Annotated in this window: 11 protein-coding genes, 1 pseudogene and 2 riboswitches; of the genes and pseudogenes, 6 read left to right on the top strand and 6 right to left on the bottom strand. The window is 72.8% G+C overall.

The genetic code is table 11. The annotated features are described in order from the left end of the window. Positions 1 to 63: 63 nt before the first annotated feature. A riboswitch (cobalamin riboswitch) is annotated at positions 64 to 138 on the bottom strand. Positions 139 to 253: 115 nt separating this feature from the next. Beyond that, positions 254 to 392, top strand: a riboswitch (cobalamin riboswitch). A 109-nt stretch (positions 393 to 501) separates the two neighbouring features. From ACFYM0_RS11115 to ACFYM0_RS11135, 5 genes are read left to right on the top strand one after another with little or no spacing between them, the layout of a single operon-like run. After that, entirely contained in the window at positions 502 to 3,309 is a 2,808-nt protein-coding gene (locus tag ACFYM0_RS11115; RefSeq protein ID WP_388499254.1) for a prenyltransferase/squalene oxidase repeat-containing protein, read from the top strand. Further along, positions 3,309 to 4,238: a hypothetical protein gene (locus tag ACFYM0_RS11120; protein WP_388499364.1), complete on the top strand. Its 930-nt coding sequence runs from the start codon at positions 3,309 to 3,311 to the stop codon at positions 4,236 to 4,238. Before ACFYM0_RS11115 ends, ACFYM0_RS11120 begins: the two co-directional genes overlap by 1 nt. A 4-nt stretch (positions 4,239 to 4,242) precedes the next feature. Continuing rightward, the gene (locus ACFYM0_RS11125) at positions 4,243 to 5,430 is read left to right on the top strand and encodes an energy-coupling factor transporter transmembrane component T (protein WP_388499255.1); all 1,188 of its coding nucleotides are present in this window, start codon (positions 4,243 to 4,245) and stop codon (positions 5,428 to 5,430) included. Next, on the top strand, positions 5,427 to 7,088 hold the full coding sequence (locus tag ACFYM0_RS11130; RefSeq protein ID WP_388499258.1) for an ABC transporter ATP-binding protein: 1,662 nt from the start codon (positions 5,427 to 5,429) through the stop codon (positions 7,086 to 7,088). Before ACFYM0_RS11125 ends, ACFYM0_RS11130 begins: the two co-directional genes overlap by 4 nt. Continuing rightward, positions 7,085 to 7,924 (top strand): ECF transporter S component, encoded by an 840-nt coding sequence (locus ACFYM0_RS11135; RefSeq protein WP_388499260.1) that lies wholly within the window; start codon positions 7,085 to 7,087, stop codon positions 7,922 to 7,924. Before ACFYM0_RS11130 ends, ACFYM0_RS11135 begins: the two co-directional genes overlap by 4 nt. On the opposite strand, the gene ACFYM0_RS11140 is transcribed toward ACFYM0_RS11135, so the two are convergent. Continuing rightward, entirely contained in the window at positions 7,901 to 8,686 is a 786-nt protein-coding gene (locus ACFYM0_RS11140) for a class I SAM-dependent methyltransferase (protein WP_388499262.1), read from the bottom strand. The two genes, ACFYM0_RS11135 and ACFYM0_RS11140, sit on opposite strands and share 24 nt — an antisense overlap. Before the next feature lie 180 nt (positions 8,687 to 8,866). Further along, the gene (locus tag ACFYM0_RS11145; RefSeq protein WP_388499265.1) at positions 8,867 to 9,715 is read right to left on the bottom strand and encodes an MBL fold metallo-hydrolase; all 849 of its coding nucleotides are present in this window, start codon (positions 9,713 to 9,715) and stop codon (positions 8,867 to 8,869) included. Between the two features lie 130 nt (positions 9,716 to 9,845). On the opposite strand from ACFYM0_RS11145, the gene ACFYM0_RS11150 reads away from it, so the two are divergent. Next, on the top strand, positions 9,846 to 11,315 hold the full coding sequence (locus ACFYM0_RS11150) for a carboxylesterase/lipase family protein (RefSeq protein WP_388499267.1): 1,470 nt from the start codon (positions 9,846 to 9,848) through the stop codon (positions 11,313 to 11,315). Between the two features lie 43 nt (positions 11,316 to 11,358). On the opposite strand, the gene ACFYM0_RS11155 is transcribed toward ACFYM0_RS11150, so the two are convergent. The 4 genes and pseudogenes from ACFYM0_RS11155 to ACFYM0_RS11170 form a co-directional block, all read right to left on the bottom strand. Beyond that, on the bottom strand, positions 11,359 to 12,798 hold the full coding sequence (locus tag ACFYM0_RS11155; RefSeq protein ID WP_388499269.1) for a serine/threonine-protein kinase: 1,440 nt from the start codon (positions 12,796 to 12,798) through the stop codon (positions 11,359 to 11,361). After that, positions 12,795 to 13,604 (bottom strand): serine/threonine protein kinase, encoded by an 810-nt coding sequence (locus ACFYM0_RS11160; protein ID WP_388499270.1) that lies wholly within the window; start codon positions 13,602 to 13,604, stop codon positions 12,795 to 12,797. The genes ACFYM0_RS11155 and ACFYM0_RS11160 overlap by 4 nt, the downstream gene beginning before the upstream one ends. A gap of 474 nt (positions 13,605 to 14,078) precedes the next feature. Next, positions 14,079 to 16,106, bottom strand: coding sequence for a family 43 glycosylhydrolase (locus ACFYM0_RS11165; RefSeq protein ID WP_388499273.1), 2,028 nt, complete (start codon positions 16,104 to 16,106; stop codon positions 14,079 to 14,081). Positions 16,107 to 16,133: 27 nt separating this feature from the next. Further along, a pseudogene (locus tag ACFYM0_RS11170) lies at positions 16,134 to 16,322 on the bottom strand (M23 family peptidase); the annotation flags it as partial.

The raw sequence follows: 16,322 nt of genomic DNA on the forward strand, positions 1-16,322 counted from the left end.
GGCATGGTCGGAGGGCCGCCGTCCGGAACGCGTGGTACGGCTTCCTGTAGTGCTTCGCCGCCTGGGCATTCGGGCTCGGAACGGCCCCCGCCGTCCCATACCGCTGCGCGTCAGCTCCGGCTTCGCACCGGATTCCCCCACGTGGCAGCCCAGGACGCTACCGGAGTGATCAAGGGTCCGCCAGCCACCCGGAGGGCGGGCGGGCGCGGGGCTCTCGAGACCGTCCGCCGAGACCCACGCCACCTTGACGCATCACCGGCATCCGTGTTGCACTCCGGCTGAGAACTGCTCAGTACCAGGGGAAGCCGGTCGAATTCCGGCGCTGACCCGCAACCGTAGGCCCGGGACGTCCCGGGTGAGCCGGAATGCCTGGGGCTGGGTCACAGTACGAAGAACGCCGTCGCGGACTGCGGTGTGGTCGTCGCAGCCTCCCCATGGCGCATGAGCCGTGCGGGGGCGCATCGCCACGTACGCAGCCGCCCGGCAGAGACGAGGGCCGCGGTGGGGACCGAACAGCAGGCGAAACAGCAGTCGGGGACGAGGCGGCGCTTCCTCTCCCTCGTGACCGCGTCCTTCCTGACGCTCGGTGCGGGAGTGGCCTTCCTCACGGTCCCCACCTCGGCGAACGCCGACCCGATCGAGCAGTGCACGGCCACCACCGGTGCCATCGTCGCCGTGGACTTCGGCCCCTTCGGTGGCAAGGTCGAGCGCGGCTGCGACACCACCCCCACCACCGGCTACGAGCTGCTGCACACCGGCGGCTTCACGACCAGGGGCACCGTCCACGACGGTGACGGGTTCATCTGCCGGATAGGCAACGGTTCCTTCAACACGGGCACGGAGTACCCCACTCCGGATAAGGAGGACTGCGTCCTCACCCCGCAGGCCACCGCCTACTGGTCGTACTGGACCGCCTCCCCCGGTCAGAAGAGCTGGACCTACAGCTCGCTCGGCGCCATGTCGCGCATCCCGAAGGCCGGCGACGTGGACGCCTGGGTCTACGGCGGCACGGACATCGGCGGCACCTCCGGCAAGCCCTCCTTCTCCCCCGACGACGTACGGGCCGGGGGCGGTTCCACCCCCGATCCGACCGTCCCCACGGCCCCGCCCACCGTGCCCGCCGGGTCGGTCGACGTGTCCGCGGCCACCCGCTGGATCACCGGGAAGCTGACGGACGGGGAACGCGTCGTCGACGAGGGCGCGACGACTCCGAACCACTTCCTCACCACCGAAGCCGTGTTCGCCCTGACGGCCGGCGATCCGAAGAGCCCGGTGGCCAGGAAGGCCGCCGACTTCCTCGCCACGCCCGCGCAGACCGACGCGTACGCCTACCCCACCGGCAAGGACGGGATCCCCGACGCCACCGCCGCCGCCCGGCTCGCGCTCGTCGCCGAGGCCACCGGCAAGGATCCCCGCGCTTTCGGCGGTCACGACCTGCTCGGCGACCTCGTCGCGTACGTCTGCCCGCGCGACATCGGTGACGGCGAGAGCATCGAAGGCTGCCTGACCAAGGGCGACTTCCGCACCACCGGCCAGTCCGACGCCCAGGCCATGGCCGTCATCGCCCTGCTCAACGGAGGCGTGACGCCCCCGGCCGACGCCGTGAACCGGCTGACCGGCCTCCAGTGCGAGGACGGCGGTTTCACCTCCATCCTCATCCGCTCCGGGGAATGGTGCGACAGCGACGCGAACGCCACCGGGCTCATCACGCTGGCCCTCAAGCGGGCCGGCGGCCACGACGCCACCGTGCAGAAGGCGCGCGGCCACCTCAAGAAGTCCCAACTGGCGACCGGTGCTTGGCCCTCCGCCTCGTACCTGACCACCGGCAGCCCGGCCTCCACCGCCTGGGCCGCCCAGGCCCTGCGCGCCCTCGGTGACGAGGCCTTCGCCGACGCGGGCGTCTCCTGGCTCTCCCACCACCAGTTCCCGGGAGCCGGATTCGGCTTCGAAGAGGACGACACCGAGTCCCGGCTGTTCGCCACCACGCCGGCCGCCATCGCGGGTGCCAAGAGCGACCTGGTCGCGCTGACCACGAAGAAGACCGATCCGCCGACCACCCCGCCGGTCACTCCCCCGGTGACCCCGCCCGTCACTCCCCCGGTCACCCCGCCCGTCACCCCTCCGTCCGGTGACGGGCCGGACCTGAAGAAGGGCTCGGCGTACCTCGCCGACCACAGCCGTCTGATCCAGGGCCGCTACTACGAGAGCGGCGCGGGCACCGGCTTCGCCGACTACGGGCTGACCATCGACGGCGCCTACGCACTCGCGGCCACCGGCCAGGACAACACCACGCTGCGGGGCATCGTCGATTTCCTGGACAAGGGCGGCAAGGACGGCAAGGGCCGCGGCATCAACGACTGGACCCTGATCGGCACCAAGTACGCCGGCGGAGGCTCGCTCGGCAAAACGGCCCTCCTCGCCGAGGCCGTGGGCCGCGACCCACGCGACTTCGGCGGCCAGGACCTGCTCGCCGCGCTCGCCCAGGTCACCTGCCCGGCCAAGACCGACGCCCCGAAGCAGTGCGCGGCCAAGGGCAACTACGCCTACGCCACGTCCGTCTTCTCCCAGTCCCTCGGTGTCATCGCCCAGGTCCGCGCCGGCGAGACGGCGGCCGCGGCCGAACCGATCGCCTACCTCAAGAGCCTCCAGGACCCCTCGGGCGCCTGGCCCAGCCTGATCGGCGAGGCCAGCCAGGCCGAAGTGGACTCCACCGCGATGGCAGCCATGGCCCTCGACCTGCTCCCCGACGCCGCCTCGCAGACGGCCGTCGACAAGGCCGTCGCCTGGCTGGCCACCCAGCAGAAGGACGACGGCGGCTTCCCCGGCGCCTCCGGCAACTCCGTCAACTCCGCGGCCCTCGCCGTGCAGGGCATGTCCCTGGACGCCACGAAGTACGCGGACCGCATCGCCAAGGCCCGCAGGTTCCTCGTCTCGCAGCAGAACGGCGACGGCGGCTTCACCATCGCCAAGGGCGGCCAGCCCGGTTCCGACGTCCGCGCCTCCGCGCAGGCCGTCGGCGGCGCCACCGGCATCTCCTTCGGTCTGCTGACACGAGACCTGAAGGGCACCACCCCGCAGCCCGTCCCCAGCACCACGGGCCGGCCGTCCCCCTCCCCCTCCGCGCCCGCGATCGTGACCCCGGGTGGAAGCGGGGGCGGCTCGGGCTCCGGCACGGGCGGCGGGGGCCTCGCCGCAACCGGCGCCCAGGTCGGCGGCCTCGCCACGGCGGCCCTGCTCCTGACCCTCGGCGGCTGGGGCATCACCCGCGCCGCCAAGCGCCGCCGCGAAACCACCGGGGACGAGGCGTGATCCGCGGCCGCGCACTGCGGATCCCGGCCCGCACCGCCACCGCGCTGGGCCTGACGGTGACGGCCCTCGCCGCCACCGCGGCCCCGGCCGGGGCCGCCCCGCTCCCCATCGGACGGTGCACGACCTCCTCCGGGGCCGTCCTCGCCGTGGACTTCAGCCGCTGGGGCGGCCCGGTCTACCGCTCCTGCGGCAGCACACCCACCACCGGCTACGAGCTCCTCAACCAGGGCGGCTGGGCCACCACCGGCACCGGCCACGACGGTCCCGCCTTCATCTGCCGCATCGGCTACAGCGGCTTCCAGGGCGGCAAGCAGTTCCCCACCCCGCAGCAGGACGACTGCGTGCTCACGCCCCCCGCCTCCGCCTACTGGTCGTACTGGCACGCCGACCCCGGCCGGAACACCTGGGAGTACAGCCAGCTCGGCGCCATGCTCTACAAGCCCAAGCCGGGCAGCGTGGACCTGTGGATCTTCGGCGGCACCAACATCGAGGGCACCGAGGGCAAGCCCAACGTCACCCCCGACCAGCTGCGGGCCAAGAACACCGAGCCGACCGGCGGCCCCGCACCCAAGGACACCCGCACGGCGGCGCCTCCGCCGCCGAACGCCGACACGGGCCCCGCGCCGGAGAGTCCGACCGCGTCCCCCGACCCGGCGCCGCCGTCCGGCCCCGCTGTTGCGGAGAGCCCGTCGGCCCCGCCGAGCCCCTCCGAGAGCGTCTCCCCGGCCCCCTCCGCCTCAGCGTCGTCCAGCGCGCCGGCGGTGGCGGCGCCCACCCCGGGCCCCCGCGTCGTCGAGGCGGCCCCTGCCGCCGACGCCGCCCATGACGTGGGCTCGTACCTGCCCGCCGTCGCCACCGGAGCCCTGGTGCTCCTGATCGGTGGCGCCGCCGTGTACGCGGCCGGGCGCCGCCGCCGTAGTACGGAGTAGCCGCGTGTCCCGCACCACCACCGTGGCCACGGCCAAGACGCCCGCGTCCGGCATCGCGCCGGACGCGGGCGGCCGCCGGCTGCCCCGCACCCTGCACCCGGTCGCCTGGTGGATCTGGGCCCTCGCCCTGGCCACCGCCGTCAGCCGCACCAACAACCCGCTGCTGCTGTTCCTCGTGCTCGCCGTCCTCGGCTACGTCATCACCATGCGCCGCACCGAGGCCCCCTGGGCCCGCGGGTTCAAGTACTACCTGTACCTGGCCCTCACCGTGGTGGCGATCCGGGTGCTCTTCCGCGCCGTCTTCGCCACCGGCATCACCCCCCGCGACCACTTCCTCTTCTCCCTGCCGCACATCCCCACACCCGATTGGTACGCGGGGATCCAGCTCGGCGGCCCCGTCTCGCTGGAGGCCCTGCTGTCCGCCGCCACCGACGGGCTGCGGCTGGCCTGCATGCTGTGCTGCATCGGCGCGGCCAACACCCTGGCCAACCCCAAACGCGCCCTGCGCGTCCTGCCCGGCGCCCTCTACGAACTGGGCGTCGCCGTCACCGTGTCCATGAGCGTCGCGCCCCAACTCGTCCAGAGCGTGCAGCGGGTGCACCGGGCCAAGAGGTTGCGGGCCGGCCGTTCCAAGGGGCTGCGCGCCCTGCGGGGCATCGTCGTACCGGTCCTCGAAGACGCCCTGGAGCGGTCCCTGCGCCTCGCCGCCGCCATGGACTCCCGCGGCTACGGCCGCGCGGGTAAGGCCACCCCCCGCTCCCGCCGGCTCACCGGAGCCCTCATGCTGCTCGGCATGTGCGGCCTGTGCGCCGGGGCGTACGGACTGCTCGACGCCACCGCTCCGAAGCTGCTGGGCCTGCCCTCCATGGGCGCCGGCGCCCTGCTGTGCTTCGCGGGACTGCGTCTGGGCGGCCGCCGCATCACCCGGACCACCTACCGGCCCGACCCCTGGCGCGCAGCCGAGTGGGCCGTGGCCGGCTGCGGGGTCCTCTCCGCGGTCCTCCTCTTCACCAACGTCGGCTTCAACGCGGCGGAACTCAACCCTTCCATCTACCCGCTCAGTTGGCCCACGCTGCCGCTCGTACCCGCCGCCGCGATCCTCCTCGCGGGTACCGCCGGCTTCCTGGCCCCGCCCCCGGCCCCGCCCGCTCGCGCGGTCGTCCCCGCTCAGCGCACCGAGGAACCCAAGTGATCACCTTCGACGAGGTCACCGTCCAGTACGACGACGCGGAGGAACCGGTCCTGCGCGACGTGAACCTCACCGTGGAGGAGGGCGAACTCTGCCTGGTCGTCGGCCACACCGGTGTCGGCAAGTCCACCCTCCTCGGCGCCGTCAACGGCCTCGTTCCCCACTTCACCGGTGGCACCCTCTTCGGCCGCGTGGTGGTCGATGGTCGGGACACAGCGGCGCACCCTCCGCGCGAACTCGCCGATGTGGTCGGCGTGGTGGGCCAGGATCCGCTGGACGGATTCGTCACCGACACGGTCGAGGAGGAACTCGCCTACGCGATGGAGCAGTTGGCCGTCCCCCCGGCCACCATGCGCAAGCGCGTCGAGGAAACCCTCGATCTCCTCGGCCTCGCCGACCTGCGCCATCGCGCCCTGCACGAACTGTCCGGCGGCCAGCAGCAGCGCGTCGCGATCGGCTCCGTCCTGACCGCCCACCCCCGGGTCCTCGTCCTCGACGAGCCCACCTCCGCCCTGGACCCGACGGCCGCCGAGGAGGTCCTCGCCGCCGTCACCCGTCTCGTCCACGACCTCGGCGTCACCGTGCTGCTCGCCGAACACCGCCTGGAGCGCGTGGTCCAGTACGCCGACCGCGTCATCCACCTCCCCGGCGACGGCCGCGTCGTATCGGGCACGCCCGCCGAGATCTTCCGTACGTCGTCCATCGCACCACCCATCGTGGAGCTCGGCCGCACGGCCGGCTGGTCCCCGCTGCCGCTCTCCATCCGTGACGCCCGACGTGCCGCCGCTCCCCTGCGCGCCCGGCTGGCCGACCGCACTCCGCCACCGGTGCGCCCCGCGCCGAGGCCCGCCCTCCCGGAACTCCTCGCCGCGCGCGGCGTCACGGTGACGTACCACGGCGTCCCGGCCGTACGGGAGGTCGACCTCACCCTCCACGGCGGTGAGGTCACCGCGCTGATGGGTCGCAACGGCTCCGGCAAGTCCTCGCTCCTCTGGGCGCTCCAGGGCTCGGGCCCCCGCAAGGCCGGCACCGTGGCCGTCGGCGCTCCCGACGACGACGCGAAACCGCAGGACCCGCAGAAGCTGTCCGCCTCGCAGGCGCGACAGCTCGTCGGTCTCGTCCCCCAGACCCCGACCGACCTCCTCTACCTCGAGTCGGTCCGGCAGGAACTCGACCAGGCCGACACCGAGTCCGCGGTCACCGCGCACGGGACCCGGACCCGCGCCATCCTTGACCGGCTCGCACCCGGCATCCCCGACACCGCCCACCCCCGCGACCTCTCCGAGGGACAGAAGCTCGCTCTCGTCCTCGCGATCCAGCTGACCGCCGCCCCCCGGGTGCTGCTCCTCGACGAGCCCACCCGCGGCCTCGACTACCGCGCCAAGAGCGAACTCGTCCGCATCGTCTACGATCTGGCCGCCGAGGGCCGGGCCGTCGTGATCTCCACCCATGACGTCGAGTTCGTCGCCCGGGCCGCCGACCGCGTCGTGGTGATGGCCGAGGGCGACATCGTCGCCGACGGTCCCGCCACCGAGGTCATCGTCGCCTCCCCGGTCTTCGCCCCACAGACCGCGAAGATCCTGGCCCCGCTCCCCTTCCTCACCGTCGACCAGCTGGCCGCCGTACTCCTCGCCGCCGAGGGAACGGATCCGCACGCGTGAACACGTACACCGCGGCCATCCGCATCCGCCCCCGAGCCGGCATCGTCATCACCATGGCCGCCTTCCTCGGGCTCGTCGCGTTCTTCTGGCCCTTCCTCGTGGCCCCCGGCACGTTCGGATCCAACTACGCCCCACCCCTGATCTTCGGCGTACTGCTGGTCGTCGTCCTCTCCGTCGTGATCTCCGAGATCGCCGAGGGCGGCATCAACTCCAAGGCCCTGGCCATGCTCGGAGTCCTCTCCGCCGTCAACGCAGCCATCCGCCCCCTGGGCGCGGGCACCGCGGGCATCGAGACGGTCTTCTTCATCCTCGTCCTCGCCGGGCGCGTCTACGGCGCCGGCTTCGGCTTCACCCTCGGCTGCACTTCGCTCTTCTCCTCCGCCCTGATCACCGGCGGCGTCGGGCCCTGGATGCCTTACCAGATGTTCGGCTGCGCCTTCGTCGGCATGCTCGCGGGCTTCCTCCCGAAGGCCGCCGGCCGCCGCGAGGTCGCACTGCTGGCGGTCTACGGCTCGGTCTCCGGGTATCTCTTCGGCTTCCTCCTCAACCTCTCCTTCTGGCCCTTCTCCCTCGATCCCAACAGCTCCATCGCCTACCTCCCCGGCCTCCCCTTCACCGAGCAGTTCCACCGCTACCTCGCCTTCGACCTCGCGACCTCCCTCGGCTGGGACACCGGCCGCGCCGTCACCAACTTCGTCTGCGTCTGCCTCGCCGGCCCCGCCGTCCTCACGGTCTTCCGGCGCGCCGCCCGCAAGGCCCGCTTCCAGGCCCCGATCCGCTTCGCACCGCGCACGCGCCCGGCCGAACGGCCCCTACCCGAGCAACCGGCTCCCTGAAGCCGGACCGGAAGACGCCGGCGCCGCCTCGATCAGGAACCGGTGGTCGTGCACGGTGAATCCGCCCGTGATGCCGAGGTGCCGGTCGAGTCGGCGTAGTGCCGGTTCGTGCTCCAATGGCGAAAATCCGGGGAACTGCCATGGGATGGCGCGCACTTGGAAGACCAGCGCTCCGATGTCGTAGAAGGTGTAGGGGCTCATCTCTTCCCGTGCCGTGATCACGTGAAGGCCCGCGGCTTCCAGGGCCCGTACGGCGACACCCAGGGTCCAATCGTCCGGGGCGGCCGGCGAGGGGATGCCGAGGGCTTCGTTCAGTTCCAACTGGTTCCGGCTGCCCACCTGCTGGGTGAGGAGCCGGCCGCCCGGCGCGAGTGCCGTGCGGATGCTTGCCGCGTCCAGCGATCCGTGGCGGTTGAGGATCAAGTCGAAGGGGCCGGGCGGCAGGTTCGAACCCGACGTCCGGTGGACCTCTACTCCCAGCGGTGCGAGGCGTTGCCGCGCCAGGCGGAAGTTGGGCGCCCAGTTCTCGGTGGCCGTGCTCTGCGGTGGCAACGGGGAAAACGAGGCGAGGAGTTCGCCGCCACCGGTGTCGATGTCCAGAAGGCTTCGCGCGCGCGGAAGCAAGGCTCGGGCGAGTTCGCCGTAGTCCCACGAGGGGCCCTCGCCGTCCGCCCGGCCCTTCAGCCAACCGAAGTCCCAGCCCGACATGGTCGCCTGCTGGGCTTCCGCAATGCGCTTCTCATAGCCGTCGGCGGTCGTCATGGGAGCACGCTAGCCCCGCACCCGCCGAGGGACCGTACGGATTTTTCTCCGACCGGACACCTTCGGGCTCCGAGCCCGGACGGGCCAACCTGGTCGCCCGGCTGCCCGAGCCTGCTCGACGCGGTCCTCAGACCGGCCACGTGAGAGCAGCCGCCCCATGGGTGCTGCGCAGTCCACGGTTCAGCGCGGGCCGTCCACGACGAACCGCACGCCCCCGTCGCCGCCGCGCCGGAGCAGGCCGGCCGTGGGGGCGGGGAAATGGGTGCCGATCACGAGCGTCCCCGTGTCGGCGTACCGGTCGACGAAAGCCCGCCGGGTGGCGGCGGCCTGCCGCGCGTCGGTGTCGGCGAGGCCCGCTACATCCGGTTCGATGAACTGCACCGGATGGTGCACCAGGTCACCGGTGATCACCGCTCGTTCGCCGCCGGATTCGACCACGACCGCGACCTGGCCCGGGGTGTGCCCGGGGGCGGCTTCCAGGCGTACGCCGTCACATACGCCGTGGTCGTTCCCGACGAAGTCGAGCAGACCCTCATCGAGCAAGGGCTGCATCGTGTCGTGGAGGCCGGCCTCCGCGTCGTCGGCCCAGTGGTCCCACTCCACCCGGGTGACGAGGTGGCGTGCACGGGGGAACGTCGGCAACGACTTCCCGTCGACCAGGCGCGTGTTCCACCCGATGTGATCGAAGTGGAGGTGGGTGCACACCACCGTGTCGATCGACTCCGGAGGGTAGCCGAGGGCGGCGAGGTCTTCGAGCCACGACGAGTCCAGCATGGGCAGGAACGGCACCGACGCCCGGGCGTTGCCCACGCACGTGTCCACGAGGATCCGGCGTGCACCGGTGTCCACGACCAGCCCGTGGACCGAGAGCACGAAGGTGCCGCCGGCCCTGCCGAAGTCGGGAGCGGGCCACGGGTACTTCTCCAGGAGCGCGGTGTCGTCCGTCCGCAGGACCCCCGCCAGGGGCACGGCCACCTCAGCTTCCAGCACCTTGTGAATCACCGTCGTACCGATGCGCCACGCCGTCATGTGAGCCTCCACGTGATGAGAGATCGAATAATATTGACGGTCGCAAGAAATACGCAATAACCTGTCGGCGCACGATCCCTGACACCTCTCCCCCTCGATCTCTCGGTCCCGGCCTGGAAGGACGCACTGGATGGGTTCCGCTCAAAACCGCACCGCGCCCGTCGTGCACACACGATCGGGCGCGATCCGCGGCGCCGCCGAAGACGACCTGGCCGTGTTCAAGGGCGTGCCGTACGCGGCGCCGCCCGTCGGGCCCCTCCGATGGCGGCCCGCTCAGCCGCACCCGGGATGGAGCGGCACCCTCGACGCGACGGAATACGGCCCCGGTTCGCCGCAGGCCGTCCGCGAGGACGACCCGATACTCGGCGGCCACGGTTTCGCCCCCTTCGACGAAGACTGTCTGACGCTCAACGTGTGGACGCCCGGCATCGACGACGCCCGCCGTCCCGTCCTGGTCTGGATCCACGGCGGCGCCTTCATTTCCGGGTCCGGGGCGATGCCGAACTACTCGGGCGAGACGTTCGCGCGGAGCGGCGACCTGGTGGTGGTGAACCTCAACTACCGGCTCGGACCCCTCGGTGTGCTGTCCATCGCTGCGCAGGACGGCGCGGAGGTCGCCAACGTCTGGCTCACCGACCAACTCGCGGCGCTGCGCTGGGTGCGGGACAACATCGCGGCCTTCGGCGGGGATCCCGGTAACGTCACCGTCGCCGGCCAGTCCGCCGGCGCCCTGTCCGCGACCGCCCTCGCGGGCCACGCCGGTGGCGGCCGGCTCTTCCGCCGGGCCATCCTCCAGAGCGTCCCGCTCGCCATGCCCCTCGCCACACCGGCCGAGGCCCGGGCCCGCACCGCCGCCTATCTGGAGATCGTCGGCGCGAAGGACGTGGACGAACTGCGGACGGTGCCGTGGCCGCGCCTGGTCGAGGCCACCGCCCGGCTCCTCGCGGCCACCGCGGAATGGGGACACTGGACCGCGCCCTTCATGCCCGTGCTCGACGGCGTGACGGCGGTGCGCCAACCGGTCGAGAACCTGCTCGACGGTCCGGGCAGGGACATCGACGTACTCATCGGCTGGACCGCGGAAGAGTCCGCCTTCGTCTTCGCGCTGAGCGAGGCGTACGCGTCGACGACCAAGGAACAGGTGCTCCGGCGGGCACGGGACAGCTTCGGTGACGGCGCGGCCGAAGCGTACGCGGCGTACGAGGCCGCCCGTCCGGACGGCCGGCCGATCGACGTCCTCATCGACCTGACCACCGACGAACTGTTCAAGAAGCCCACGCTGGCATTCGCGGATGCGCGGGCTGCACGGGGCCGCCCGGTCTGGACGTACGAGTTCGCCCTCCCCACCCCCGCGCACGAGGGCCGCCTGGGCGCCCCGCACTGCCTGGACCTGCCGTTCGTCTTCGACAACTTCGACAAGTGGTCGCACGCGCCGTTCCTGGCGGGGTTGGACACCCGGAGCAGGGACGATCTCGCCGGTACTGTGCACCGGGCATGGATCTCGTTCATCCGCACCGGCGACCCCAACCACCCGGCCATGCCGCGCTGGGACCGGTACGACCGGACATCGCGCACCACCATGCGCTTCGGGGCCCCGTAGGAACCTGGACGACGGGCCGGCCCATGGGCCGCTCCCGGGTGCGTCAGCGCCCGGTCGCGGGGTGCGGGCACCGCCGCAGCGCCGGGCTGTCCCTCGTGCGGACGGCGGGGAGCCACGCCGTGGGGGGTGTGGAGCCCGGCGGGAGGCGGACGTGGAACCAGCGGGTGGACTGCAGGTCCGCCTCGTCGATGACGGCCCGGCCCTCGGGCAACTGGCAGTCGACCGCGAGGACGTCGCCGTGCCACACCCGGGACGGTACGACGTTGTCCGCGGTGTACTGGCGCATCGGGTCGATCGCCAGGCCCAGGCTGCACTGCGGGTCCCGGTCAGCCCGCTCCTGGCAGCCCTTCTCCGCGTTGAACACCCGGATCGTGCCGGCCGCCGCGCCCTCCAGGCCGTCCAGCGCGGAGGAGCTCGCCCGAGCCGCGTCCGACCACAGGGTCGTACCGGCGATCCCGCAGAACGCGGTGGTCAGGATCGCGGCGCGGGCCCGGGCCCACAGCCGTCCCGCTCCCCTCCCGCGCGCCTCCTGTCCGGCGGTGATGCGGGCGAGCAGGCTCTCGGCGGTGTGCGGGGCACGCGCCGCGTGGGTCGGGGCGAGGCAGTCCGCGGCGAGCTCGCGCCAGAACGGCGGTACGGCCTGATCCATGCGCAGCGGCGCGCGCCCTTCTCCGTACTCCTGGACGGCGGCGCCGCGCGCCATGGGCGTGGCGCCGGAGAACGGGGAGGCGCCGGAGCCGAACACCTCGTGGATGATGATGCCCAGGGCCCAGATGTCGGCACTCGGCCGGACCTTCACGCCCAACTCCCCGAGGGGTGCCCGCCAGCGCTCGGGCGGAAGGTAGTCCAAGGTGCCCATGGGGGGTGCGTACCCGTGCGTTCCCGTCATCTGGGTGGCGAGCCCGAAGTCGGAGAGCTTCACGGAACGGCCGCCGTCCAGCAGGACGTTCTCGGGCTTGAGGTCGGCGTGGACCCAGCCCGACCGGTGGAGGTGGGCGAGTCCCTCACAGATCCCCGCGATCAGCCGGGCACGGTCCGCCTCGGCCACCCCGGCGTCGAGGAGTTCCCTCAGGCTGCCCGTGGCCCGCTCCATGACCAGCACGATCGCGCCGTCCAGTGCGGGGCGCTCCGGTGCCTCGAGGACGAAGGAGTCCAGGAGGCGGATCAGCCGCGCGTGCCCGGCTCTGCGTCCCAGTTCGACCTCCCGGCGGGCGGACTCCACGATCCTGCGCGTCTGGCGCGGGGCGTACCCGGCGGTCGGCATGATTTTGAGAGCGATGTCGGCGGGTGCCGCTGACGGGTGCGCGGGGGCCCGGCCGGTCCGGTCCGGATACCGGTCGGCGGGCCGTGCGGCGTAGACCGTGGACCAGCCTCCGGCCCCGATCAGGTCGGTGATCGTCCAGCCTCGCACCCGGTGGCCCGGCGGGAGCACGTCCGTACCGTCGCGTTCCGTGATGTCGCGCAGGGTGTCGGGCCTCGTCATCGCGCGGTCTGCCGCTCCCGCCCGCCGGCCCCCGTCAGGGGCGGCAGCAGCGTCAGGTGCTCCTCGCGCACGAGCCCGAACCGCAGGGCGAGCCCGACGATCTCCTCCCGCTTGCCGTTGCGGCGGTCGCCCTTGCCGGGTTCGCGCGGGTCCGAGACGCCGATGCGCAGCTTCTCCTCGGCGAGGTAGTCGATGTGCGAGCTGACCGCTCGCGCGGTCAGGGTGGCGCAGGCGACGTGGCCCCTGAGCCGTTCGACGATCTGGGGCGTGGTGGGGACCGCGACGCGGGACTGGTCGCGCAGGCGCGGTTCGCAGAGCGCGAGGAGCACCAGGAAGTAGGTGGCCGTTTCGTCCAGCGAGTAGGCGGTGACCGTGAGGCGGCCCCAGGGGGCGCCCATGGCCTCCGGGTCCAGGTAGACGTGATCGGGGGCGAACACCTGGAAGGAGACGGGGACGTCGCTGCGGGTGGGCAGCACGACGCGCGAGAACTCGAACGGGACGGGTGCCCCGACCCGTCGGGGCGGGACCCTCAGGTACTCCCCGGCACCCTCCGGGTTCTCCACGAGGTAGCTGTGGGTGGTGCTGTGGTTCGTCAACTGCCAGTGGTCGTCGGCCACGCGGATCTCACCGGCGAGGCGGGAGATCGCCGCGTCGGCGAGGCGGAGCTCCACGGGAATCTTCGCGGATCCGCGTCCGAAGCGGGCGACTTCACCCGGTCCGAGCCGTAACGTCACCGCATCGCCGTACGGTTCCCCGCCGTCGGCGCCACTGCATCCCTGCGGCAGATGGACGACTACCCCGCTCACCGCTCCCCCCGTTCCACACGTCGTGCCGGACCGACGAGTTGAACAATACTCATCTCTCAAGGGAGTTCATCGGCGCACTTCGGCCACTTCGGCCGGGACGGCCCGCCGGGTCGGACAGCCCGCACCAGCTGTCCCGAAAGGCCCTCCGAGCCCCTGGCCGGGAGGCTCTCCGGCCCTCTCCCAGCGGGCGGTTCCCCCTGTGTCCCCGGTCGCTCCGGCCCTCATCCGGCGAAGGCGGTTTGGGGTCGTTTTCGACTCTCTGGCGAGCGGTTCGGGGGAAGTTGTCGTGTCGCGGCGAACGAGCGCTGCATGCCGCCACCGCGGGCGGCCGTGCGGGACCGGCCCTGGCGCCCCCGGTCGCGGACGTCGCGTACGGAACCTGCGGGGGTGGGGAAGGTCACCGTGCCCGAAGGGTCGCGGCCTCACTAAACCGCCCTTTCGCCCCTTTCACTTGGCGCGATCCGCACTCCGGGTTCACAGTGCGGGACGGCCCGATACGACGGGTGCGACCGCCCGGTCTCCGAAGGCCCTCCACGGCCGCCACCCACCGCTCGGCCGATCCTGGACGCGACTGCGCACGCTGCCTTCGGTGGTGACGGCGAAGACGTGCGTGCGCCCGGTGGGATCGGACGCGACGGCGGGCGTGGCGGCGAGCCTGATACCGGGCTCCCCGAAATCCCCGCCGGAATCCCAGCTCCCACCGGGGGTGGTCTGCCAGCGGTGGCCGAGCCGGGCGCCACCGGGCGTCAGCGAGAACGCCTCGAGTCGGCCGTCGGCGTTGGCGGCGAACGCCGGGGCGGCGGCGCTCCAGCCGAACATCGGCAGCCATTCGTCCCAGCCTCCGTTCGGCACGGACTGCCGCCGGCTGAAGGTTCCCACGCCCGACGGTCCGATCGCGGCGACGGTGAGCCGGCCGCTGCCGTCCCCGGCCACGCGCGGCGCGGCACCGGACGCGGTGCCGAAGCGCTGCCACACGGGGTTCCAGACACCACCCGGGGTCTCCTGCCACCGGTGGGAGATCCCGGCACCGCCGGGAGCGAGGGCGAAGACCTCGAGTCGGCCGTCGGCGTTGGCGGCGACCACCGGCGGCGCGCCCGCGGCGCCGCCGAAGCCCGCCTCCCACGGGTCCCAGGCCCGGGATCCCGGTGCCGCTTGCCGCCGCCGGGCGATGGACGCTCCGCCGGGGCTCAGGGCGAACGCCTCCAGCCTGCCGTGGGCGTCGCGCGCGACGGCGGGGGCGGCGCCGGCCGGCCCGCCGAACTCCTCCCAGTCGTACCAGCCGCCGCCCGGCCGCTCGGCCCGGTGGTGCAGGTTGGCTCCCTCCGGGGCGAGCGAGAACACCTCGAGCGCGCCGCCGGCGTCGCGGCCGAGTGTGGGCACCGCCCCGGCCGGCCCGCCGAACGTCTCCCACCGCGACCAGGTGTCGGTGTCCGGGTCGAGCTGGACGCGCCGGAGCATCGAGTGGTCGGAGGCGTCGAGCGCGAACACCGTGAGGCGGCCGGCGGCGTCGAGTCCGGCCACCGGGTTGTCGGCGCTCTGCCACGGCGGTGCCGTGTCCCGCCACTGGAGGGGCGCCACGTGCAGCCCGTGGCGGAACCAGCCGGCGGCGCTGGCGTACCAGGCCTCCCCGTCGGCGATCACCTCCACGGCGTGACCGGCCACGTGGCCCGCGTACCCGGCGAGGTCGAAATGGAAGGGATCCCGGGACGCCAGCACGTCCGTACCCTCGTAGCCGCCCCTCGGGCCGATGAACAGGTAGTACCAGCCGTCCCGTTGGACGACGTACGGCGACTCGGTGACCGAGACGGTCGGGTACGTGGCCGCGTCGGCGAACGCGACGCCCGGCTCGCTCCAGTGCACCAGGTCGGCGGAGCGCCTGTGGGCCACGACGTGCCGGCCGCCCGGGCTCGAGAGTTCCGTGTAGTACATGACCCACTCGCCGCCGACCCGCAGCACCATCGGGTCGCGGGCCTCGATCCCGCGGAACAGCGGGCCGGACGGTGCGCGCGTCCAGGTGAACAGGTCGTCCGACGTGGCGAGGCTGATCGCGGCGCCGCCCGCGCCGCCGCCCGCGTAGAACATCCAGAACCTGCCGCCGGCCTCGATGACGTGCGGGGCCCACAGGTGCTCCTCACCGTGGTAGCCCGGCTCGACGGTCAGCGCGTCGGCGTGGCTGGTCCAGGGGCCGTACGGGGCGGGCGCGGAGGCGTGTGCGAAGGCGACCTCCGAGCGACTGTCCGGTGCCTCGCCGGGCGCCGCGCTGTCACCGACGATGCTGAACAGGTGCCACCGGCCGTTCGCCCGGATCAGGGTGTGGTCGTTGAGGTAGCGGCGCCGGCCCGGCGTGGAGGGGTCGTAGACGTGGGTGAAGGAACCGGCGCCCACCCACTGGGACGCCGGCCCTGGGACGGAGGTCGCCGCTGCGGCACGGCCCGTGAGCGGGAGCGCGAGGGCTCCCGCCCCGGCCGCGCGCAGCAGGTGGCGCCTGCTGAACGGATGCACGAGAAGGCTCCAGAGGAACGTTTGCCGTCACTTGATTGCGGGTCCGGCGGTGTCCTTGAGCCAGCCCCACTGGGACCAGGCGGAGAAGCCGGTCTGCCAGCGGTGGTAGACCCCGGTGGGATTGGTCCCGAAGACCTCGATCCGACCGTCCGCGTTGGCCACGGCCGTGATCTCCGTGCCACCCCCACCGAAGGACTCCCACGGGTGGTACGCGGC

Origin of the sequence: Streptomyces sp. NPDC006487, assembly GCF_042870555.1 — a bacterium.
Classification (GTDB): Bacteria; Actinomycetota; Actinomycetes; order Streptomycetales; family Streptomycetaceae; genus Streptomyces.